The organism is Pseudomonas sp. W15Feb34 (genome assembly GCF_023127765.1).
GTDB lineage: Bacteria > Pseudomonadota > Gammaproteobacteria > Pseudomonadales > Pseudomonadaceae > Aquipseudomonas > Aquipseudomonas synxantha_A.
The window spans coordinates 125,225-147,675 of the sequence record NZ_SPKN01000037.1 but is presented as its reverse complement, the minus strand read 5'-3'; the positions used below and the strand labels follow the sequence as shown (position 1 = coordinate 147,675).

Sequence of the window (22,451 nt, the reverse complement as noted above, 5' to 3'; positions counted from 1 at the left end):
AGGATTCATCATGAGCAACGTCGACCACGCAGAAATCGCCAAATTCGAAGCCCTCGCCCACCGCTGGTGGGACCGCGAGAGCGAGTTCAAACCCCTGCACGACATCAACCCGCTGCGGGTCAACTGGATTGACGAGCGCGTCAACCTGGCCGGCAAGAAGGTGCTGGACGTGGGTTGCGGCGGCGGCATCCTCAGCGAAGCCATGGCTCAACGCGGCGCGACCGTGATGGGTATCGACATGGGCGAAGCGCCATTGGCCGTGGCGCAGTTGCACCAGCTCGAATCCGGCGTGAGCGTGGAATACCGCCAGATCACCGCCGAAGCCCTGGCCGAGGAAATGCCCGAGCAGTTCGACGTGGTGACCTGCCTTGAGATGCTGGAACACGTGCCGGACCCATCCTCGGTCATCCGTGCGTGTTTCCGTATGGTCAAGCCGGGCGGCCAGGTGTTCTTCTCCACCATCAACCGCAACCCCAAGGCTTACCTGTTCGCGATCATTGGCGCCGAATACATCATGAAGCTGCTGCCGCGTGGCACCCATGACTTCAAGAAATTCATCCGCCCCTCCGAGCTGGGTGCGTGGAGCCGTCAGGCCGGGCTGACCGTCAAGGACATCATCGGCCTGACCTACAACCCGCTGACCAAGCACTACAAGCTGGCCAGCGATGTTGACGTCAACTACATGATCCAGACCCTGCGCGAGGAGTAAGCCTGTGAAGTTGCGAGCGGTTCTCTTCGACATGGACGGTACCCTGCTGGATACCGCGCCGGACTTTATCGCCATCTGCCAGGCCATGCGCGCCGACCGCGGCCTGGAACCGATCAACCCGCAGCACATCCGCGATGAAATCTCCGGCGGTGCGCGGGCGATGGTTGCCGTGACCTTTTCGATGGATCCTGAATCGCCAGGCTTTGAAGAGCTGCGCCAGGAATTCCTCGATCGCTACCTCAAGGGCTGCGCGGTGCACAGCAAACTGTTCGACGGCATGGCCGAGTTGCTGGAAGACATCGAGAAGGCCAAGTTGATCTGGGGTGTGGTCACCAACAAGCCCGTGCGCTTTGCCGAACCGATCATGCAGCAACTGGGCCTGGCCGAGCGCTCGGCCGTGCTGATCTGCCCGGACCACGTGAAAAACAGCAAGCCGGACCCGGAGCCGATGATTCTGGCGTGCAAGCTGCTCGACCTCGACCCGGCGAGCGTATTGTTCGTGGGCGATGACCTACGTGATATCGAATCCGGCCGCGATGCCGGTACGCGCACGGCGGCGGTCACCTATGGCTATATCCACCCGGATGACAACCCACGTCACTGGGGCGCGGATGTGGTGGTGGATCACCCGCTGGAATTGCGCAAGGTGCTGGATAACGCGCTGTGCAGTTGCTGATGGCTCCCACACTCTAATGACCCATGAAGATTAAAAAATGTGGGAGGGGGCTTGCTCCCGATAGCTGTGGGTCAGTCAGTAAATGCAGTGACTGACACACTGCTATCGGGAGCAAGCCCCCTCCCACATTGGATTTTCAATGCACTCAAAATTGGTATTACCTACTGAATTTTGTCGAGGCTATTTATGTTTGATTATTCTGCCCCTCCAGAACTGCTCAAAGGCCGGGTCATCCTGGTCACCGGCGCCGGCCGCGGGATTGGCGCAGCAGCGGCAAAGACCTATGCCGCCCATGGCGCGACCGTGCTGTTGCTGGGCAAGACCGAAGCCAACCTGGCCCAGGTGTATGACCAGATCGAAGCCGCCGGCCAGCCGCAACCGGTGGTGATCCCGTTCAACCTGGAGACCGCCCTGCCCCATCAATACGATGAGCTGGCAGCGATGATCGAAAAAGAATTCGGCCGCCTCGACGGCCTGTTGCACAACGCCTCGATCATCGGCCCACGCACGCCCATCGAGCAGTTGTCCGGCGAGAATTTCATGCGCGTGATGCATGTGAACGTCAACGCGATGTTCATGCTGACCAGCACCTTGCTGCCGCTGCTCAAGCTGTCCCAGGATGCATCGGTGGTGTTCACCTCCAGCAGCGTCGGGCGCAAGGGGCGGGCGTACTGGGGGGCTTATGGTGTATCGAAGTTTGCCACCGAAGGCTTGATGCAAACCCTGGCCGATGAGCTGGAAGATGTAGCGGCAGTGCGCGCCAACAGCATCAACCCGGGCGGTACACGCACGAGTATGCGGGCCCAGGCGTATCCCGGTGAGAATCCGATGGAAAGGCCGGCGCCGGAAGACATCATGCCGGTGTACCTGTACCTGATGGGGCCGGACAGTGCGGGCATCAATGGGCAGGCGTTTGACGCGCAATAATAACTGACACAACCCAGATCAAAATGTGGGAGGGGGCTTGCTCCCTCCCACATTGATTCCCAGCAATCTTTAGTTTTTGACTACTTCTTCAAGGGTGAAACGGCCCAGCGGGTTCTGCAGGAAGTTGCTCACATTCTTGCGTGAAATATTGATGTACGGGCTGTAGTACAGGTCAATCCAGTTCACATCCTGTTTCGCCAGTTTCTGCAACTCGACATACATCTGCTCACGCTTGGCCGGGTCTGCCTCGACTCGCGCCGCAGCTACCAGCGCCTTGACCTTGTCGTTCTTGTAGCGGGTCATGTAGTTCTGGTTGGTGTCGTGGCCCAGCACGAATGTGGTCTTCTGGTCCGGGTCGAGGATGTCGTTGGTCCAGTACATCACCGAAATATCGTACTCACCGTCCACCAGCATCTGCCAGCTTTGGGTCGGGTCGACCTTTTGCAGGTTGGCGGTCACGCCGACCTTGGCCAACTGGTCCTTGATGATCACCGCAATCTGCTCGTCGGCCTCGTTGCCGGCGTTGACCACGTAGTTGAGCTTCAAGTCCTTGGCACCAGCCTCCTCCAGCAGTTTCCTGGCCTCAGTCGGGTCATAAGGACGTTGCAGGTTGTTGGCGTAGTGGTACAGCGAGCCTTTGGGAATGTAGGAATACGCCACGGTGCCTTGACCGTAAGTAGCGGTTTTCACCAGCGATTGTTTGTCGATGGCCATGTCCAATGCCTGGCGCACCTGCGGCTTGGCGAGCAAGCCGTGCTCGTGGTTGATCAACAAGTGATCTTCACGGGTAGACGGGTCGGCGTGGATCACCACGTTCTTGTCTTTCTTCAGCTCTTCGACCCGCGAGAACGGTACGAAGATCGCCGTGTCGAGTTCGTTGTTCTGCACCATGCGCATACGGGTGTTGTCGTCGGTCACCGACACCCACTCCACGCCGTCGAGGCTGACGTTATTGGCCTGCCAGAAATTCGGGTTCTTCTTCAGGATGACCCGGTCGCCCTTGCGCCACTCTTCCACGGTAAACGCACCGGACGTCACCGGGTTTTCCGAGTAGGCGTCTTCACCCATCTCGGTCATGGCTTTTTCCGACAGGATCGACACCGTCGGCGACGCCAGTTGCGAGAGGAAGGCCACCGCCGGGGTTTTCAAAGTGACCACCAGGGTCTTCGCATCGCTGGCCTTGGCGGTGTTGATCAGGCTGAACGGATCGCTCCACAACGACGCCTTGTTGTCGCGGATGCGCAACAGGCTGAACGCCGCGTCGGCCGCGGTGATCTTTGATCCGTCGGAGAACTTCGCTTCACGCAGTTTGAAGGTGTAGGTCAAGCCATCCTCGGATATCTCCCAGCTCTCGGCCAGGCCCGGTTCCATCTTGGTGCCCAGGTTATCCACGCGCACCAGGGTGTCGTAGACGTTGGCAAACACCCAGGTGTCGCGGTTTTGCGCGCTTTTGATCGGGTCGAAGGTGGTGCTGTCTTCACGGCAGCCGATGGTGAGGACACCAGCGGCCTGGACCAGGCCAGCGGTCAGGGACCAAGCGGTCAGCGTAGCGGCGGCGAGCAATTTCAAGTGGCGCGATTGCATATCACAACTCCTTGTTAATGAATGGCAGAGGTCAAAGCAAAGGTTCTTCAAGCACGCAACTGTACCGATGCTCGTGCAGGAAATGGGTCGGCGGCAACACCGAGGAACACACCGCTCGCGCGTACCGGCAACGCGGGTGAAACGCACAGCCTGTAGGCAGATTCAGTGGGCTGGGCGGCTCACCCGGCAAGGGGTGCGCGGGCAATGGCCGATGCGGGTCAATCTCGGGAATCGCCTCGATCAACGCCGCCGTATACGGATGACGCGGCGTGGTGAACACCGCCTCCACCGGTCCTTCCTCGACGATCTTGCCCAGGTACATCACCGCCACGCGGTCGCACAGGCGCCGCACGATGGCCAGGTCATGGGCGATAAACAGGATCGCCAGGTTCATGCGTTGTTGCAGTTCCAGCAGCAAGTTGATGATCTGGCCCTGGATCGACACATCCAGCGCGGCCACGCATTCATCGGCAATGATCAGGCGCGGCTCCACCGCCAGTGCCCGGGCGATACCCACGCGCTGGCATTGGCCGCCGCTGAGGGAGCCCGGTTTGCGCCCGGCCAACTCGGGGCGCAGGCCCACCAACTCCAGCAGCTCATTGACGCGTGCCGGGATCTGCTCCACACCCACCTTGCGCTGCACGCGCAACACCTCGGCGAGGGTTTCGCCAATGCTGTGCCGGGGGTTCAGCGCGGCGTACGGGTCCTGGAAAATCATCGCGGTTTCATGGCGCAGGCGGGCGATGTCGATGGCGCTGCCGTGCGCCATATCGATACCGTCAAACAGCACCTGGCCGACGCTGATCGGGTTGAGGTGCAAAATCGCCCGGCCCAGGGTGCTCTTGCCGCTGCCGGACTCGCCCACCAAGCCGAGGGTTTCACCGGCGGCAAGGTTCAGCGACACCCCGTTCACCGCCCTCACCCACTGCTTGTTCAGGCCGAGCAGGCCACTGCCGGACGCGGCAAAGCGCACCTCCAGGTCCTTGATCTGCAACAGGCTCATGGGCGACCTCCCAGTGGATAGTGACAGGCCACGCGTGCGCCTTGGGGCAACAGCTCGGTGCATAAGGCCCCGGCCTGCGGGCAACGCGGATTAAAGCGGCAACCGTCAGGCAAGGCATCGAGCAACGGCGGCTGGCCAGGGATTGTGCGCAACAAGGCATGACCGCTGCTGTGGGCCGGCTGGCAGTCGATCAGCCCAGCGGTATAGGGATGTTGCGGCCGCGCCAGCAGCTCGTATTTGCTGCCGTGCTCGCACAGGCGCCCTGCGTACATCACCGCGATGGAATCGCAGGTTTGCGCGACCACGCCCAGGTCATGGGTGATCATGATGATCGACAGGCCACGCTGGTCGCGCAGGTCGAGCAACAGGCGCAGGATTTGCGCCTGCACCGTCACATCCAGGGCCGTGGTCGGCTCGTCGGCAATCAGCACTTTCGGGTTGCAGCCCAGTGCCACGGCGATCATCGCGCGCTGGCGCATACCGCCGGAAAACTCATGGGGATAGTTGTCGACCCGCGCCTGCGGGTCAGGAATCCCGACCTGGCGCAGCACCTCGATAGCCTGCAAGCGGGCGTCCTTTTTCGACGCACCTTGATGCAGGCGGATGCCCTCGGCGATCTGCTCGCCAATGCGCATCAGCGGATCCAGGTGGCTGCTGGGGTTCTGGAAGATCATGCCCAGTTGCCCGCCACGCACGGCGCGCATACCGGCGTCATCCAGTTGCAGCAGGTCCTGGCCGGCCAGGCGTACGGCGCCGCCTTGCACACGCAGGCTGGGCGATGGCAGCAGGCGCATCAAGCCGCGGCAGGCCATGGTCTTGCCCGACCCGCTCTCACCCACCAGGCCGAGAATCTCACCTTCGGCCAGGTCGAAGGACACGCGATCCACCAAGGTGACATCACGCCCGCTGTTGTTGGCGATCACGCTGAGGTCGCGCACTTGCAGCAGGCTCACGAGCGGTCCCCCAACACTTGCGCGACACCGTCGGCCAACAGGCTGAAGCCCATGGCCAGGGTCACAATGGCCAACCCCGGGAAGGTGCAGATCCACCAGGCCGTGGTGATAAAGGCTTGCCCCTCGGCCACCATCGTCCCCCATTCCGCGGTAGGCGGTTGCACGCCCAGGCCCAGGTAACTCACGGCGGCGCCGTTGAGCAGCACCAGCACCGCGTCGGACATGGAAAACACGATGGAGCCAAACAGGGCATTGGGCAGCAAATGCAGGAACAGAATGCGCCCATGGCCAAACCCCAGGCTCTTGGCGGCCAGGGCAAACTCGCTTTCCTTGAGCACCAGGATCTGCGAGCGAATCAACCGCGCATACGACACCCAGCCCACCAGTGCCATGGCGATATAAAAGCTCTGCAAGCCAGGCCCCAGAATGGCCATGATCGCCAGCATCAGCACCAGGAACGGGAACGCCAGCACCACATCGATCACGCGCATACAGAAACTGTCGAAACGCCCACCCACATAACCGGACACCGCGCCGACGAAAGTGCCGATGATGAACGGGAAGATCACCCCGACAATCGCCAGTTGCAGGTCGATGCGCGCGCCCCAGATCACCCGCGATAACACATCCCGGCCGTAATTGTCGGTACCCAGCGGATGGGCAAGGCTGGGCGCCAGCAAACTCATGTCGGTGTTTTGCGCGATGGGGTCAAACGGTGCGATCCACGGCGCAAACAGCGCCAGGGCCAGCCACGTCAACAGGATCAGCAGGCCCCAGGCGGCGGTCAGGCGGCCATTGCGAAAGCCAAAGCGCAGGCGCAAGCGCCAGGGTGCAATCAGTGGGCGGCTGCTCATTGCATCTTCACCCGTGGGTCGAGCGCTACCGTCACTATGTCGGCGACGAAGTTGACCACCACCGTGGCGCAGGCCAGCACCATCGCCACGCCCTGCACCACCATGTAGTCACGGGTGAAAATACCGCGCACCAGCAATTGGCCGATGCCCGGAATCGCAAACAGGCTTTCGATGACCACCGTACCGCTGATCAGCCAGCCGATGTTGACCGCCAGCAGGTTGACGGCCGGCACCAGCGAGTTGGGCAGTACATGCCGACGAAACACCGCAGCCTCGGACAAGCCTCGGGCCCGGGCGGCGGTGACATGATCGGCCTGCAGCTCCATCAACATACTCGCCCGCAGGTTGCGCACCAGCACCGCCGACAGCGCCAGGGCGATGGTCAGGCACGGCAACACCATATGGTGGGCCTTGTCCAGCCAGGTCCGCCCATAGCCAGACACCGGGAACAGGCCCCATTGCACGCTCAGCAGCAGGATCAGCATCAAGCCCAGCCAGAATGCCGGCATCCCCAGGCCGACCGTGGTGAAAACGCGGATCAGGTTGTCCGCCCAACCGCCTTTGTGGCGCGCCGCTACTGTCGCCAGCGGCACCGCGATCAGCAACGCCAGGGCCACGCTGCCCAGCACCAGCACCAGCGTCGGCTCGATGCGGGTAACGATCAGTTTCAGCGCGTCGACCTTGTACAGCAGCGATTGGCCGAGGTCGCCCTTGAGCAGGTTTTTCAGGAAGTAGAAATATTGCAGCCACAAGGGCTGGTCGAGGCCGAACTGGGCACGGATTTTCAGCAGCGCATCCGGCGTACTGCGCGAGCCAAGCAAAGCCCGCGCTGGGTCGCCGGGGATCGAGCGCACCAACACAAAAGTGATCAGGCTGATGCCAAACAGCACCGGCAGCAGTTGCAACGGCCGGGACAGGACAAAACGGTAACGCGCCAGGTTCATCCGTCAGCCTCGGTTGCGAGCGAGAAAGTCCAGCAGCACCGGGAAGTATGCTTGAGGTTCCTCATAAAACGGCATATGGCTGCTATTGGGGAATACGTGCAGTTCGGCGTGTGTGGCGGCCAGCTTCATGCGCATGGCGCAGGCGGGGGTCAGTTCGTCGTGCTGGCCGGTAGTGATCAGGATCGGCATCCTGAATTCAGCCATCTCCTTGAGGCGGTTCCAGTCCTTGAGGTTGCCGATATAGAGGAACTCGTTGGGCCCCTGCATGGTTGCGTAGGGCCCCATGTTCCAGTCGCCCAGGGAGCGTTTGAGCGGCTCCGGCCACTCGTCGAGGCGGCACACATGGCGGTAGTTGAGCAAGGTGATGGCGGCCTGGTATTGCGGGTGGTCGAGGGTGCCCATGGCTTCGTGGCGTTGCATCATGGCCACGGTTTCGCTGCCCAGGGCGCCTCGCAGGCGTTCGAGTTCCTGGGACAGATGGGGAATGTCGCCGACGGTATTTTCCAGGATCAGGCTTTTCAGCGCATCGGGATAATGGATGGCGTATTCGATACCGAGCCAACCGCCCCAGGAATGCCCGAGCAAATGCACGCGGCCCAGGCCCAGGGCTTGGCGCACGGTCTCGACTTCTTCGACATAACGGCGGATTTCCCACAGCGCAACATCGGTCGGTCTGGCTGATGCGCCCGTGCCAAGCTGGTCGAATGCAACCACTCGCAGGTTATGCGCTTTGAGCCAGCCATGAGCGTCACGCAGATAGTCACACGGCAGGCCTGGGCCGCCGTTGAGACACAGCAGCACTTCATCGCCTTCGCCAAAGCTGTAGACCACGAGGTTATGGCCGTCGACTTGTACGTTGTACTGCTGGTCGGGGGCAATTTCACGCCACATGCATACATTCCTTGTGTTGTATCGGCCTGGCGGGTAGCGGCCGTTTATCAGGTCAACACTACCGAGGATACCGTGCGTCCATAACCTAGTATTTCCTATAGGTTTGGCCTGGCTGTCCTTCGCCGGGGCGTGGCATTCTACTTGCAGCAAGTCGAGATTCAAATGAATTCGGGAGCAGAACGGATGCTGGCCAAGCTGACCGCCTTCAATAATCGCCTCATGCCGGGCAGGAGCCTGGATGAACAGATGGACAATACGTTTATTCTCGCCCAACAACTGGGCTTCGATGCGCTGGTGTACGACTACACGCCGGTGCCCATCGACCTCAATGGCACGCTGATTACCCCCTCTGTGTTGCAACTGCGCAACACACCGCCCGACTGGCACGCCTTATGGTGCAGCGAAGGGTTTTACCAGATCGACCCGGTGCAGCACCTGGCGTTGAGCACGGTATCGCCGTTTGTCTGGTCCTATGAAGCGAAAACCGAGACCGCCCTGCAAAAAATCATCGACCCGTGCCACGCCCCCGTTTCCTCGTACCTGCACGAACGTGAACTGACCTGCGGCGTCAGCGTGCCCATTCACTTGCCCCGTGGTGGCTTCGCATCGCTGACCGGCCTGCGCACCGGCAAGGCGCGCACGGTATTGAAGGACGCACAGCACACATTGGCCGACTTCAGCCTGATCACCCATGCCCTGCAGGAAGCGGCTTACCCGTTGTTCAGCAAGGAACTGCGCGCCTACCCGCACATCCACCTGACCAAGCGCGAACGCGAATGCCTGAAATGGGCCGCCGATGGGCTGACCGCCGCCGAAATCGCCACCAAACTGAGCCGCTCCCTGGCAGTCGTCACCCTGCACCTGGCCTCGGCCATGCACAAACTGGGGGCTAAGAACCGCGTCCAAGCGGTGGTGCGGGCCACGCATTACCGCTTGCTGGAAGGTTGAGTTTTCGCAAAAACCTAGCTGTTTTGCTAGTTACCTAAACTTTTTGTTCAGATTATCGTAACCCTGATCATTTTTTTCAGAGGGTACGAAATGGAATTCATCGAAAAAGTTCGCGAAGGCTTCGCACCCTTTGGCGCCTACCAGACCTGGTATCGCGTCACCGGTGACCTGGGCACGGGCCGCACGCCGCTGGTGATCATCCATGGCGGCCCGGGCTGCACCCACGATTACGTCGATGCCTTCAAGGATGTCGCCGCCAGCGGCCACGCGGTGATCCACTATGACCAACTGGGCAACGGTCGCTCCACGCACCTGCCCCACAAAGATCCTTCGTTCTGGACCATCGGTCTGTTCCTCGACGAGTTGAACAACCTGCTGGACCACCTGCAGATCAGCGAGAACTACGCGATCCTCGGTCAATCCTGGGGCGGTATGCTGGGCAGCGAACACGCGATCTTGCAGCCCAAGGGCCTGCGCGCGTTTATCCCCGCCAACTCACCAACCTGTATGCGCACCTGGGTCAGCGAAGCCAATCGCCTGCGTAAACTGCTGCCCGAAGGCGTGCACGAAACCCTGCTCAAACATGAACAGGCCGGCACTTATCAAGACCCGGAATACCTGGCGGCCTCGCGGATTTTCTATGACCAGCACGTGTGCCGGGTCAACCCATGGCCCGAGGAAGTGGCGCGCACCTTCGCCCAGGTCGACGCAGACCCGACGGTGTACCACGCCATGAGCGGCCCGACTGAATTCCACGTGATCGGCAGCTTGAAGGACTGGAACGTGATTGGCCGCCTGGACGCGATCAAGGTGCCGACCCTGGTGATTTCCGGTAGGCATGACGAAGCCACACCGCTGGTGGTCAAGCCGTTTCTGGATGAGATAGCAGACGTGCGCTGGGCACTGTTTGAAGACTCCAGCCACATGCCCCATGTGGAAGAACGCCAGGCGTGCATGGGGACCGTGGTGAAGTTTTTGGATGAGGTGTGTTCAATGCCGCACAAAGCCCGCAAGGCTGGCTAGATTCCAATGTGGGAGGGGGCTTGCTCCCGATGACGGTGTATCAGTCAATATCTTCAGTGGCTGACACACTGCTATCGGGAGCAAGCCCCCTCCCACATTTTTAGACCTCAGTGGTTTCGGGTTTTGCAGCTTTCTTTGAGGTATCCGCTACCAGAGGAATCTCCTTACCCTCTGCATCAAACAACTTCCCGCCCCGGTAATAATCCCCATCACGCAGCGCGGCCACGTCGCGAAAGCACAGGCTGCGCTCAGTCCCCGCCACAAACACTGACTGCTGGTCCGAGTTACCCGCGGTGAAGTGGTTGAACGCCAGGTTCAGCAGGATCGCCATGATTGCCGACGAACTGATGCCCGAGTGGAAGATGGTCGCGAACCAGCTCGGGAACTGATCGTAAAAGCTCGGCGCGGCGATGGGGATCATGCCAAAGCCGATGGACGTGGCAACGATGATCAGGTTCATGTTGTTGCGGTAATCCACCTTGGACAGCGTACGAATACCGCTGGCGGCGACCGTGCCGAACAACACGATCCCCGCGCCACCCAGCACCGAGGTGGGCACCGCCGCGATCACCCGCCCCATAAAGGGCAACAGGCCCAGCACCACCAGGAACACCCCGCCGGTGGCCACCACAAAGCGGCTCTTCACACCGGTCACCGCCACAAGGCCGACATTCTGGGCGAACGCGCTTTGGGTGAACGAACCAAAGATCGGCGCGAACATACTCGACAGCATGTCGGCGCGCAGGCCATTGCCCAGGCGCTTGGAGTCAACCTTGGTGTCGATGATCTCGCCCACTGCGAGGATGTCCGCCGAAGTTTCCACCAGCGTCACCATCACCACGATGCACATGGAAATGATCGCGGCCACATGAAAGGTCGGCATACCAAAGTGGAAAGGTGTAGGAAAGCCAAACATCGGCCCTTGCGTGACGCTGGAGAAGTCAGCCATGCCAAGCAGTACGGCGATTACTGTGCCGATCACCATTGCCAGCAGGATCGACAAACGCGAGATCGTGGCGCTACCGATTTTGCTCAATAGCAGCACCAGCACCAGAGTCAGGGCCGCGAGGCCGACATTCGACATGCTGCCGAAATCCGCCGCACGGCTGTTGCCGCCCATGGCCCAGCGCGCAGCCACTGGCATCAGCGTCAGACCGATAGTGGTGATCACGATGCCGGTCACCAGTGGCGGAAAAAATTTGGTAATGCGTGAAAACACCGGGGTGATCAACAGGCCGATCAACGACGCGGCCATCACCGCACCGAGAATTGCCGGAATACCTCCCGCACCGTCGCTGCCGACAATCGCCACCATGGTCGCCACGCCCGCGAACGACACGCCCTGCACCAGCGGCAACTGACAGCCGAAGAACGGCAGGCCAAGGGTTTGCAGCAACGTGGCCAAGCCACCGGCAAATAACGACGCGGCAATCAACAGACCAATATCCGCCGGCGACAACCCGGCGGCCTGGCCGACGATCAACGGCACGGCGACGATGCCGCCGTACATGGTGAGTACATGCTGCAGGCCGTAAGCCATGTTGGCGGCAACGCCCAGATTTTCATCTTCGGGCCGCTGCGGTGACGCCTTCGGGATAGTCATGGTGAGGGGTTCTCTGTTTTTGTTGTGCGCTCACTGTATGCAATATTCAGACTGTATGTCCATAGAGTTGTATACAATCAATCGAACAAGATACCCTCCCGCGGCGTTACAAAAATAATCCGGCCGTCATGAGCCAGAACGCCAAAGGACAAAAATAATGAAAAAGGCACTACAGGGCGCAACCGTTGCATTGACCCTTCTGGGCGGTGGTGAGGCTGTCGCGGTGGAATGGATGAACAACAGCGTAGGATTTCGCTACGGCCAGCACTTCACCAATCCGAACAACCCCGACGATTTCAGCAAGCGTATCTACAGCTTCACCCACGCCAGCGGCTACCGCTATGGCAGCAACTTCCTCAACCTCGATGTGTTTCTGTCCGATAGCCGTGACCCACGCAAGGGTACCGACCATGGCGGCAGCGAGGTGTATGCCGTGTACCGGCACCAGCTGTATGCCTCGCGCGTGTTCGATCTGCCGCCGGGCACCGGGTTGATCAAGGATTACGCCCTGACCCTGGGTTTCGACGCCAACCGCAACAACAACTTCGCCTCAGCCAAAAAGCGCGCGCTGGTGATCGGCCCGACCTTGAAGTTCAACACCGTCGGCGTGCTGGACCTGAGCCTGATGTACTACAAGGAAAAGAACCACACCGGCATTCCCGGCGCGCAAGAGTCGAACCACACCTTCGACGACACCTACATGCTTAACCTGACGTGGATGCGCCCGTTCGAGGTCGGCAACCACGCGGCGAAATTCCAGGGGTTTATCAATTACGTCGGGGAGAAAGGCGAGGACTATCATGGCCGCGATACGGCACCGGAAGCGCTCATGCGCACGGCGCTGATGGTGGCGGTACGGCCGGGTAAAAGCGTCAAGCCGAACCTGTATTTAGGAGTGGGCTATGAGTACTGGCATAACAAGTTCGGCGTGGATGGTGGCCGTGGCAGCCGCACCTCAACGCCGACGCTGAACATGGAAGTCACGTTCTAACTGAAGAAACGCAAAAAAATGTGGGAGCTGGCTTGCCTGCGATAGCGGTGTATCAGTGCCAGATGGGCTAACTGACAGACCGCTATCGCAGGCAAGCCCCCTCCCACATTTTGATCGTATTGCCAGCTCAGGCGCTGGCCAGTTCGGAAGTATTGCGCTTCGGCCGCGCCAGCCAATACCCCAACACCGCCAGCGGCGCCGTCGCCAACATCACAATCACCGTGATCATCAGCGGTTGCTCGATCATCGACGACACCAACAAGCTGGCCAGGAAGCACAGCCCAAGTTGCAGGGTATTTTGCAGTGCCGCCGCCTTGCCGGAGTTTTCGGCAAATGGCATCAGCGCATTCGCCACCACGATCGGGTAGCTGGCGCCGTTGCACAGCGCCATCAGGCAGAACGGAATCAGCAAGGTGGTCAGGGTCGGCACGCTCAAGGTGGCCACCAGGTACAACGCCACCATACTCAGGCAATAGGCGCCCAGCAACCACGGCAACAGGGTTTTGCCCGCCAGGTGCTGCAAGGCGCTGCGGCAACTGTAGCCGCCAACGAGAAACGCCAGGGTCGGCAGTACGTAGCTCAGGCCGATGTCATTCGGGCTGTAACCCATGCCGCCGAGGATGAACGGCGAGGCCGTGAGCCATGCGAAGAAGCTGGCCGAACAGGCGGCGAAAATCATCACGTTGCCGGTAAACACCCGCGAGGTGAGCAACTGTCCATACCCCAGACGCGTGGGTCCGCCCTTGTGCTCCACACGCTTGGGCAGGCTACGCAGGAACAAGGTCGGCAACAGCAGCAATAGTGACACCACCAGCAACACGCCGAAGATCGCCTGCCAACCAAAGTGATTCAACACCATGGCACCCAACAACGGTGCAAGGGCCGGCGACAGCGACATCAACGGCATGATGCTGGCGAAGACGCGATGGGCCTTGTCGGCCGGGTAGCGATCGATCACCAATGCCTGCCAGCTCACGGCCGCGGCACACACACCAATCGCCTGTATAAAGCGCAGCGCCAGCAGTTGCGGGGTGGTCTCGACCCAGAACATGCCCAGGCAACCGAGCACAAACAGACTCAAGCCCGCGAGCAGAATGGGCTTGCGCCCCAGGCGGTCCGAGAGCGGCCCCCACACCAACTGCCCCACCGCAAAGCCGGCGAGAAAAATGCTCAAGCTGGCGCCCACCGCGCCAGCACCAATATTCAACTGCTCGCCCATGGCGCCAAACGCCGGCAAGTACATGTCCATGGCGAGATAGCCGAGCATACTCAGCCCCGCCAGATACCAGGTAAAACCAAAAGAATTTTTCATCGAAGCCTTGTAAAAACTGCCATCAAACTATTTGCTGACTGGCGACCATTATGAAGCTGACAAAATCTGTGTGAAGCGATAATAATTGGACACTCTCATCAATAATTTTGAAGGCAGCCCACATGTGGTCGGAATATTCTCTGGATGTGGTCGACGCCGTCGCCCGTCACGGCAGCTTCAGCGCCGCCGCCCAGGAACTGCACCGCGTACCGTCGGCCATCAGTTACACCGTACGCCAACTTGAAGAATGGCTGGCCGTGCCCTTGTTTGTGCGCCGGCATCGCGACGTGGAACTGACCCCAGCCGGCCGCCTGTTTATCGACGAAGCCCGCAGCGTGATGAAGAAAATGCTCGGCACCCGACGCTTGTGCCAGCAGGTGGCCAATGGCTGGAGCGGCCAGTTGAAGGTGGCGGTGGACTCCATCGTCAAACCCCAGCGCTGCCGCCAATTGGTGCTGGACTTCTATCGGCAGTTTCCCGAGGTGGAACTGCTGCTCGAATACGAGGTGTACAACGGCGTATGGGATGCGCTGGCCGATGAGCGCACCGACATCGTGATCGGCGCCACCAGCGCAGTGCCGGTGGCCAGTCACTTCAGCTTCCGTGACATGGGCCTGTTGAACTGGCTGTGTGTGGTCAGTGCCCGGCACCCCTTGGCGGCGGTGGAAGGCTTGCTCAGTGATGACCAATTGCGCCCTTTCGCCTCACTGTGCATGACTGACACCTCGCGCAATCTGCCCAAGCGTGACACCTGGACCCTGGATAACCAGCGCCGCCTGGTGGTGCCCAACTGGGCTTCGGCCCTGGATTGCCTACGCGATGGGCTGTGTGTAGGGATGGCGCCGGCCCATCAGGTATTGCCATGGATCGAGCGCGGCGAGTTGGTGGCGCTGCAATTGAGCCGGCCCTTTCCAGCCAGCCCATCATGCGTGGCGTGGGCGCAAAGCAAGCTTTCGCCGGCCATGGCGTGGTTGCTGGAATACCTGGGAGATACCGAAACCATGAACCAGGAATGGCTGAATGGCCCCTCCCTCTGAACCCCACACAGAACCACTGTGGGAGGGGGCTTGCTCCCGATAGCGGTGTATCAGTCAATATCTCCAGTGGCTGACACACTGCTATCGGGAGCAAGCCCCCCTCCCACACTTTGATTGCGTTTTCAATCCAGCAATCGGGTGATGGTCCGTACGATCATCTCGGCTTCCTTGGCATCCAACGTCAGCGGCGGCAACAGGCGAATGATCTTGCCCCGTGTGACGTTGATCAGCAGCCCGTGCTCCTGGGCGGCACGTTGGGCCAGGTCGCGATAAGGGCTGGCCAGCTCAATCCCGATCATCAAGCCTTTGCCACGAATTGCCCGGACGTGCGGGTGCCCATCCAGCTCCATGCGCAAGCGCGCCAGCAAGTGTTCGCCCTGGTGTGCGGCGTTTTGCAACAAGCCTTGCTCATGAATGATATCCAGCACGGTGCAACCGACACGGCACGCCAGCGGGTTGCCACCAAAGGTGCTGCCATGACTGCCTGGGGTGAACAGCTCGGCGACGGCGGCGCGGGCCAGGCAGGCGCCGATGGGCACGCCATTGCCCAGGCCTTTGGCCAGCGTCATCACGTCTGGCACGATGCCTTCGTGCTGGAAGGCAAACCAGGCGCCGGTGCGCCCGATGCCGGTCTGGATTTCGTCGAGCATCATCAGCCAGCCGTGGCGCGTGCAGTGATCGCGCAAGGCTTTGAGATAACCCACTGGCGCCACCACCACACCACTTTCACCCTGGATCGGCTCAAGCAGCACAGCTGCGATGCGCGTGCCGAACTGCGCAGTGATCACCTCCAAAGCCTGCATATCGCCAAAGCCTACCTTGATGAAATCCCCCGGCAGGCGCTGAAAGCCCAGGCGCACCGACGGCCCGTCACTGGCGGCCATGGTGCCCAGCGTGCGGCCGTGAAAGGCGTTCTCCATCACCACCACCAACGGTTGTTCAATGCCTTTTTTCCAGCCATGCAAGCGCGCCAGTTTAAGCGCTGTCTCGTTGGCCTCGGCGCCGGAGTTGTTGAAGAACGCGCGATCGAGCCCGGACAGCTGCGCCAGGCGTTGGGCCAGCCGTTGTTGCCAGTCGATGCTGTAGAGGTTGGACGTGTGCAGCAGCAAACCGGCTTGTTCGCTGATAGCTGCCACCAGCCTGGGGTGGGAATGGCCGACATTGGTCACCGCTACGCCGGCGACAGCGTCCAGGTATTCGCGGCCCTGCTGGTCCCAGAGGCGCGTGCCCAGGCCACGGGTGAAGCTCAGGGCCAAGGGTTGGTAGGTGCTCATCAGGCAGGCGGCGGTCATGGTTGCGGCTCCAGTGCATCGTTGCGGTGATGGAAGTATCGTTAACCACCTGCGCTGGATAAACTGCGAATATCTGCAATGACTTTAAACCAGGGCTTGATAATGGATCTGTTCCAGGCAATGTCGGTGTACGTGAAAGTGGTCGAAACCGGCAGCATGACTGCCGCCGCGCAAGAATGCGGGATGTCGACCACCATGGTGGGCAACCATCTGCGGGCGCTGGAGCAACGGTTGGGCGTGAGCTTGCTCAAACGCACCACGCGTAAACAGAACCTGACCGAATTTGGCGGGCAATATTACCAGCGCTGCATGGAAGTGCTGGGGCTGGTGGCGGACTCCGAACTGCTGGCCGAGCAAATCCACAGCGAAGCTCCTAAGGGCAGCCTGCGCATCACAGCGCCTCCCGTGTTCGGCACCGAACGCCTGGTGCCGGCCTTGAGCGAATTTTCCCAGCGCTACCCGCTTATCGACCTGTACGTGGTGCTGGGCAATGAACGCATGGACCTGGTCGACAGTGGCTTCGACGTAGCGATCCGTCTCGGTGAACTGGGGACCTCCAGCCTGATCGCCCGGCCTATGCAGCCCTATACGCTCACCCTCTGCGCATCGCCTGCCTACCTGGCGCGACGCGGCACGCCGCAGACCCCGCAGGACCTGCAACAACATGACTGCCTGGCATTCGCCTACCCTGCGAACGACAACTGGCGTGACACCGACAAACTGTGGCGCATGAGCGAGGATGGCAGCGAGGTGGAGGTTCCGGTGGCGGGGTCATTGACCATCAACAGCTCGCAAGGCTTGCGCCAGGCGGCCGTCAACGGCATGGGCATCACGATGCTGGCCGACGCCTTGGTGCAACCGGACCTGGAGAGCGGCAAGCTGGTGGCCCTGTTAACCACGTATAAATTGCCCAGCCGCCCGATGCACCTGCTGTATCGCCATGACCGTTACCGCCTGCCCAAGCTGCGGGCATTCGTCGATTTCGTCATGGAAAAGTGGGCACATTAAAGGCCACGCCCAACGCCCGCAGACGCGCGGCGGTGCGCTCGGCAGATACATGATGAATGCCCTGCCAACCCAAGGCGATAGCAGCCTCGGTGTTGCCGACGACATCGTCAATAAACACCACTTCACTCGGTTTTACGTCCGGCAGGTGAGCGCGGACCTGATCAAGGCTGGCGTGGTAGATCGCCGGGTCAGGCTTGATCAATTTCAATTCGCCGGACACGACGATGTTTCGAAAGAGTTGCAGGAACGGATAGTGGGCCCGGGCGTAGGGGAAGGTCTCCGCCGACCAGTTAGTAAGCCCGAACAATGGCATATCGGCTTTGTGCAACGCCTTGAGAATCGCCACGCCGTCGGCTAACTCACCGCGCAGCATCTCGTGCCAGCGCTCGTAATAAGCCTGGATCAAGGTGTGGTGATCGGGGTGTTGGTCAATCAGGGTGCGGGTGGCTTCGGCCAGGGTACGACCGGCATCTTGCTCGGTGTTCCAGGCCTGGGTGCAGATGTTATCGAGGAACCACTGCCGCTCTGCCTCATCGGCGATCAGCTTGCGGTACAGGTGCTGCGGGCTCCAGTCGAACAGGACACCGCCGAAATCAAAAACTACTGCACGAATCGTCATCAGATCCTCCGTTGGCGTGGCTTGATAGCAGCTGGAGTCTGGCAGATCTGGAAGAGAGAGGCGCGCGTCGGGGCGTAAGAAGTGTCTGAAAAGACTCGGATCAAATGTGGGAGGGGGCTTGCTCCCGATGGCGGTGCATCAGTCACTATCTTCAGTGGCTGACACCCTGCTATCGGGAGCAAGCCCCCTCCCACATTTTGGTCTGGATCAGACCTTAAGCTTGAATCAGGCCGTTGATTTTGACGGTCGGGTTCACGTCCGCGTCGTAATCCACGCCCTCAACTTCAAAGCCGAACAAGCGCAGGAACTCCGCCTTATAGCCGGCAAAATCGCTGATTTCGTTGACGTTGTCATCGGTGACCTGGTTCCACAGCGCGGCCACGGCGTCCTGGACCTTCGGTTCCAGCTCAGCCAGGTCGGCGCGCAGGCGGCCATCGGCGTCGAGCTTAGGTTCTTTACCGTACAGGCTGTCCTTGAACAGGCCGTAGACTTGCTCGATGCAGCCTTCGTGGGTGCCCTGCTCTTTCATCACCTTGAACAGCAACGACAGGTACAGCGGCATGATCGGGATCGCCGAGCTGGCCTGGGTCACCACGGCCTTGAGCACCGACACGCGGGCGTCGCCCTTGAGCGCCGCCAGGTTTTCGCGCAGGGTCAGGACTTTCTTATCCAGGTCTTTCTTGGCTTCGCCGATGGAGCCGTTCCAGTAGATGTCCTGGGTCAGCTTCTCACCGAGGTAGGTGAAGGCGGTGGTCTTGGCGCCTTCGGCCAACACATCGGCGTCACGCAGGGCATCGATCCACAGCTGCCAGTCTTCGCCGCCCATGACCTTCACGGTGCCGTCGATTTCTTCCTGGGTTGCAGGCTCAAGAGTGGTGTCTACCACTACGCCCTTGTCGGTGTTGATACCGCGCAGGGTCACGGCCTTGCCGATTGGCTTGAGGGTGGAGTTGTGCACCACGCCTTGCGGGTCGGTACGGCGTGGCGCGGCCAGGCTGTAGACCACCAGGTCGATCTTGCCCAGGTCTTTCTTGATGGTGTCGATGGTCAGGCGCTTGATCTCGTCGGAAAACGCGTCGCCGTTGATGCTCTTGGCGTACAGGCCTTTTTCCACGGCAAACTTCTCGAATGCCGCGCTGTTGTACCAGCCGGCGGAGCTCAGCTTGCCTTCTTCGCCTTCTTTCTCAAAAAACACGCCCAGGGTGTCGGCGCCACAGCCAAACGCAGCACTGATGCGCGCGGCCAGGCCGTAACCGGTGGAGGCGCCGAGGACCAGCACCTTCTTGGGGCCGCCTTCGATGACGCCATTCTTGGTTACGTAGTCGATCTGCTCTTTGACGTTCGCTTCACAGCCAACAGGGTGGGCGGTCACACAGATAAAGCCACGAACCCGCGGTTTGATGATCATAAAAATTTCTGCCTCTTCCAAGGTGCCGAAGGCCAATGGTGGCCATTCAACTTCAATCGTACCGGTCTATGACGTCCAAAAAACCGAAGCGTCACGATAGTCGCAAATCTTCTGTTCTCAAAATTCAATCCACAAAACGTCGAAGCCTGCACGGCAACGGTTACAAATTGTGCAGCGGCTTCACAATTTCACCCTATTTAAAAACGCCTGCCGGCGCCAGAAACCCCTATGATGACGACATTGTTTCAATATATTTCGGCCTTGGAGCCTCGTTTCATGAGCAAAAATGCTGTCGGCAAAAAGCTGGTGTCCCTGGCGTGGGCACTCGGCGTTCTGCTGTTGATCTATTGTTTCCCGCGCAGTTGCCTGGTGTTTCTGCTGTTGGTGGTGTGCTGCGGCGTTTATGACTTCCTGCGTAACGGCCTCTACGACCGCGACACCATCAAGAAATACTTCATCGGCAACGGTCGCAATACCTGGGTGCTGGCACCGTTCAACACCCTGCTCGATCTGCTGAGCAGCCGCAACCGCCATGTCTATACGATGCAAGACCTGCCACCGGCCTGGCGCGAAGACCTGCAACAGGTGATCGACGACGCCATGGCCCGCAAGGATGAAATCATCGGGTATCTGGACGAACGCATGGCCGAGAAGAAACGCGGCATGTTGTTTTTCCAGTGGTACGGCCGCCCCATTGAGACCACGCTGGATATCCCGCAACTGCGCAAGAAATTGCCATTCGTGAAGACCATCGGTGTCTCGGTATTCAACGAGAACCGTTCCACGTCCTTTCACTTCGGCCCCCTGCGCATGATGTTCCGCGTGCTCTACAACATGGCCCCGGCGCCCCACCACGAAGGCGTGTATATCCAGGTAGGCAAGCACAAGCACTACTGGCACGACGACCCGCTGTTTATCTTCGATGACACCCTGATGCATGCGTCCTTCAACAAAAACGACGCCAAGCGCTACTGCCTGTTCATCGACATCGTGCGCCCGACCTTGCTGCCGTCAGTGCTCAACGCCGTGATCGCAGGCTTTGCCGGGCTGGTCTTTACCCTGCGTCGGGTTTTCTACAAAAACTGGAAGCTGATTCAGTAAGTTCTGCGGCATGATGGTGTTGGACGGTATTTGCGCTGGGCCTTGCGCCTGAGGTAAATAACCGTCTCGTGCGACCTTAATTGGCGCTCACCATTCTCAAGCCATCGCCCCGAAACGGGCGCGGTGGCTGTGCTTTCAAGGAATCAGAATGCCCCAACGTCAAGTCATCAATGCCTCCGTCAGCCCCAAGGGCAGCCTCGAAACCCTGTCCCAACGTGAAGTGCAGCAACTGAGCGAAGCCGGTACCGGCAGCATCTACACCCTGTTCCGCCAATGCGCCTTGGCTATCCTCAATACCGGCGCGCATATCGACAACGCCAAGACCATCCTCGACGCCTACAAAGACTTTGAAGTGCGTATTCACCAGCAAGACCGCGGCGTACGCCTGGAACTGCTCAACGCCCCGGCCGATGCTTTCGTCGATGGCGAAATGATCGCCAGCACCCGCGAAATGCTGTTCAGCGCCTTGCGTGACATTGTCTACACCGAGAACGAGCTGGACAGCCAGCGCATCGACCTGAGCAACTCCCAAGGCATCACCGACTACGTGTTCCACCTGCTGCGCAACGCCCGTACGCTGCGCCCGGGTGTGGAGCCCAAGATTGTGGTGTGCTGGGGCGGCCATTCGATCAACACCGAAGAATACAAATACACCAAGAAAGTCGGGCACGAACTGGGCCTGCGCAGCCTCGATGTGTGCACCGGCTGCGGCCCAGGCGTAATGAAAGGTCCGATGAAGGGCGCGACCATTTCCCACGCCAAGCAGCGCATCACCAATGGCCGTTACCTGGGCTTGACCGAGCCAGGCATCATCGCCGCCGAGGCGCCGAACCCCATCGTCAATGAGCTGGTGATTTTGCCGGACATCGAAAAACGCCTGGAAGCCTTCGTGCGTGTCGGCCACGGCATCATCATCTTCCCTGGCGGCGCTGGCACGGCCGAAGAGTTCCTGTACCTGCTGGGCATCCTCATGCACCCGGACAACCGCGACCTGCCGTTCCCGGTGGTGCTCACCGGGCCCAAACATGCCGCGCCTTACCTGGAACAATTGCACGCGTTCGTCGGTGCCACCCTCGGCGAAGCGGCGCAGCAGCATTACCAGATCATCATCGACGACCCCGCCGAAGTGGCGCGCCAGATGACGGCCGGCCTCAAGGCAGTGAAGCAGTTCCGCCGTGAGCGTAACGACGCGTTCCACTTCAACTGGCTGCTGAAGATCGACGAAGGCTTCCAGCGCCCGTTCGATCCTACCCACGAAAACATGGCCAGCCTGCAACTGAGCCACGCGCTGCCGCCCCATGAACTGGCAGCCAACCTGCGCCGGGCGTTCTCGGGGATTGTGGCGGGTAACGTCAAGGACAAGGGCATCCGCCTGATCGAAGAGAACGGCCCGTATGAGATCCACGGCGACCCGGCGATCATGAAACCGCTGGATGAATTATTGAAGGCGTTCGTGGCCCAGCACCGCATGAAACTGCCGGGCGGCGCGGCGTATGTGCCGTGCTATCGCGTGGTGCAGTGAGGTAGCGGCGGTAGGTCATAGTTTGTATCTGTTTGGGGCGTAGCCA

21 protein-coding genes are annotated in these 22,451 nt (G+C 60.3%); 10 read left to right on the top strand and 11 right to left on the bottom strand.

Annotated features, from left to right (window positions below; all coding sequences use genetic code 11):
- The first annotated feature begins 10 nt into the window (after positions 1-10).
- From ubiG to E4O97_RS18260, 3 genes are all read left to right on the top strand, one after another.
- Positions 11-709, top strand: a complete 699-nt coding sequence (ubiG, locus tag E4O97_RS18270) for a bifunctional 2-polyprenyl-6-hydroxyphenol methylase/3-demethylubiquinol 3-O-methyltransferase UbiG (RefSeq protein WP_003172645.1) — start codon at positions 11-13, stop codon at positions 707-709.
- A 4-nt stretch (positions 710-713) separates the two neighbouring features.
- The gene (mupP, locus tag E4O97_RS18265) at positions 714-1,385 is read left to right on the top strand and encodes an N-acetylmuramic acid 6-phosphate phosphatase MupP (protein ID WP_032877180.1); all 672 of its coding nucleotides are present in this window, start codon (positions 714-716) and stop codon (positions 1,383-1,385) included.
- A 186-nt stretch (positions 1,386-1,571) separates the two neighbouring features.
- Positions 1,572-2,312 (top strand): YciK family oxidoreductase, encoded by a 741-nt coding sequence (locus E4O97_RS18260; protein WP_032877181.1) that lies wholly within the window; start codon positions 1,572-1,574, stop codon positions 2,310-2,312.
- A gap of 69 nt (positions 2,313-2,381) precedes the next feature.
- On the opposite strand, the gene E4O97_RS18255 is transcribed toward E4O97_RS18260, so the two are convergent.
- Genes E4O97_RS18255 through E4O97_RS18230 form a run of 6 tightly spaced genes read right to left on the bottom strand, consistent with a single transcriptional unit; the run spans position 2,382 to position 8,541 of the window.
- The gene (locus E4O97_RS18255; RefSeq protein ID WP_248161891.1) at positions 2,382-3,896 is read right to left on the bottom strand and encodes an ABC transporter substrate-binding protein; all 1,515 of its coding nucleotides are present in this window, start codon (positions 3,894-3,896) and stop codon (positions 2,382-2,384) included.
- Between the two features lie 31 nt (positions 3,897-3,927).
- Positions 3,928-4,899 carry an ABC transporter ATP-binding protein gene (locus tag E4O97_RS18250; protein ID WP_248161889.1) on the bottom strand — a complete coding sequence of 324 codons (972 nt, stop codon included), beginning with the start codon at positions 4,897-4,899 and terminating at the stop codon, positions 3,928-3,930.
- Complete coding sequence (locus E4O97_RS18245; protein ID WP_032877184.1) at positions 4,896-5,852, bottom strand: ABC transporter ATP-binding protein; 957 nt, start codon at positions 5,850-5,852, stop codon at positions 4,896-4,898. Before E4O97_RS18245 ends, E4O97_RS18250 begins: the two co-directional genes overlap by 4 nt.
- Entirely contained in the window at positions 5,849-6,706 is an 858-nt protein-coding gene (locus tag E4O97_RS18240) for an ABC transporter permease (RefSeq protein ID WP_078820656.1), read from the bottom strand. Before E4O97_RS18240 ends, E4O97_RS18245 begins: the two co-directional genes overlap by 4 nt.
- The gene (locus tag E4O97_RS18235; RefSeq protein ID WP_032877185.1) at positions 6,703-7,650 is read right to left on the bottom strand and encodes an ABC transporter permease; all 948 of its coding nucleotides are present in this window, start codon (positions 7,648-7,650) and stop codon (positions 6,703-6,705) included. The genes E4O97_RS18240 and E4O97_RS18235 overlap by 4 nt, the downstream gene beginning before the upstream one ends.
- 3 nt (positions 7,651-7,653) lie before the next feature.
- Positions 7,654-8,541 carry a proline iminopeptidase-family hydrolase gene (locus E4O97_RS18230; RefSeq protein WP_032877186.1) on the bottom strand — a complete coding sequence of 296 codons (888 nt, stop codon included), beginning with the start codon at positions 8,539-8,541 and terminating at the stop codon, positions 7,654-7,656.
- A gap of 183 nt (positions 8,542-8,724) precedes the next feature.
- On the opposite strand from E4O97_RS18230, the gene E4O97_RS18225 reads away from it, so the two are divergent.
- Together E4O97_RS18225 and E4O97_RS18220 are read left to right on the top strand one after the other, a co-directional pair.
- The gene (locus E4O97_RS18225) at positions 8,725-9,489 is read left to right on the top strand and encodes a LuxR family transcriptional regulator (RefSeq protein WP_005786276.1); all 765 of its coding nucleotides are present in this window, start codon (positions 8,725-8,727) and stop codon (positions 9,487-9,489) included.
- A gap of 90 nt (positions 9,490-9,579) precedes the next feature.
- A complete protein-coding gene (locus tag E4O97_RS18220; RefSeq protein WP_103733561.1) occupies positions 9,580-10,512 on the top strand; it encodes a proline iminopeptidase-family hydrolase in 933 nt (310 codons plus the stop codon).
- A gap of 100 nt (positions 10,513-10,612) precedes the next feature.
- Here the strand turns inward: E4O97_RS18220 and E4O97_RS18215 are convergent, their stop codons facing one another.
- Complete coding sequence (locus tag E4O97_RS18215) at positions 10,613-12,115, bottom strand: nucleobase:cation symporter-2 family protein (protein ID WP_032877188.1); 1,503 nt, start codon at positions 12,113-12,115, stop codon at positions 10,613-10,615.
- Between the two features lie 157 nt (positions 12,116-12,272).
- Here E4O97_RS18215 and E4O97_RS18210 point away from each other — a divergent pair, with 157 nt between their 5' ends.
- Positions 12,273-13,106, top strand: coding sequence for a nucleoside-binding protein (locus E4O97_RS18210; RefSeq protein WP_078820654.1), 834 nt, complete (start codon positions 12,273-12,275; stop codon positions 13,104-13,106).
- A 127-nt stretch (positions 13,107-13,233) separates the two neighbouring features.
- Here the strand turns inward: E4O97_RS18210 and punC are convergent, their stop codons facing one another.
- Positions 13,234-14,418 (bottom strand): purine nucleoside transporter PunC, encoded by a 1,185-nt coding sequence (punC, locus tag E4O97_RS18205; RefSeq protein ID WP_005786270.1) that lies wholly within the window; start codon positions 14,416-14,418, stop codon positions 13,234-13,236.
- Between the two features lie 122 nt (positions 14,419-14,540).
- Between punC and punR the strand changes: the two genes are divergently transcribed.
- Positions 14,541-15,455: a DNA-binding transcriptional activator PunR gene (punR, locus tag E4O97_RS18200; protein WP_032877190.1), complete on the top strand. Its 915-nt coding sequence runs from the start codon at positions 14,541-14,543 to the stop codon at positions 15,453-15,455.
- Positions 15,456-15,577: 122 nt separating this feature from the next.
- Here the strand turns inward: punR and E4O97_RS18195 are convergent, their stop codons facing one another.
- Positions 15,578-16,747, bottom strand: coding sequence for an aspartate aminotransferase family protein (locus E4O97_RS18195; protein ID WP_248161887.1), 1,170 nt, complete (start codon positions 16,745-16,747; stop codon positions 15,578-15,580).
- Between the two features lie 102 nt (positions 16,748-16,849).
- On the opposite strand from E4O97_RS18195, the gene E4O97_RS18190 reads away from it, so the two are divergent.
- A complete protein-coding gene (locus E4O97_RS18190) occupies positions 16,850-17,755 on the top strand; it encodes a LysR family transcriptional regulator (protein WP_248161885.1) in 906 nt (301 codons plus the stop codon).
- On the opposite strand, the gene E4O97_RS18185 is transcribed toward E4O97_RS18190, so the two are convergent.
- Together E4O97_RS18185 and fabV are read right to left on the bottom strand one after the other, a co-directional pair.
- Complete coding sequence (locus tag E4O97_RS18185; protein ID WP_248161883.1) at positions 17,733-18,374, bottom strand: HAD family phosphatase; 642 nt, start codon at positions 18,372-18,374, stop codon at positions 17,733-17,735. The two genes, E4O97_RS18190 and E4O97_RS18185, sit on opposite strands and share 23 nt — an antisense overlap.
- Before the next feature lie 214 nt (positions 18,375-18,588).
- Complete coding sequence (gene fabV / locus E4O97_RS18180; protein WP_216090921.1) at positions 18,589-19,782, bottom strand: enoyl-ACP reductase FabV; 1,194 nt, start codon at positions 19,780-19,782, stop codon at positions 18,589-18,591.
- 276 nt (positions 19,783-20,058) lie between these two features.
- On the opposite strand from fabV, the gene E4O97_RS18175 reads away from it, so the two are divergent.
- Together E4O97_RS18175 and ppnN are read left to right on the top strand one after the other, a co-directional pair.
- Positions 20,059-20,883 (top strand): aspartyl/asparaginyl beta-hydroxylase domain-containing protein, encoded by an 825-nt coding sequence (locus tag E4O97_RS18175; RefSeq protein WP_078820650.1) that lies wholly within the window; start codon positions 20,059-20,061, stop codon positions 20,881-20,883.
- Positions 20,884-21,031: 148 nt separating this feature from the next.
- Positions 21,032-22,405 (top strand): nucleotide 5'-monophosphate nucleosidase PpnN, encoded by a 1,374-nt coding sequence (gene ppnN / locus E4O97_RS18170; RefSeq protein ID WP_248161881.1) that lies wholly within the window; start codon positions 21,032-21,034, stop codon positions 22,403-22,405.
- The last annotated feature ends 46 nt before the right edge of the window (positions 22,406-22,451 follow it).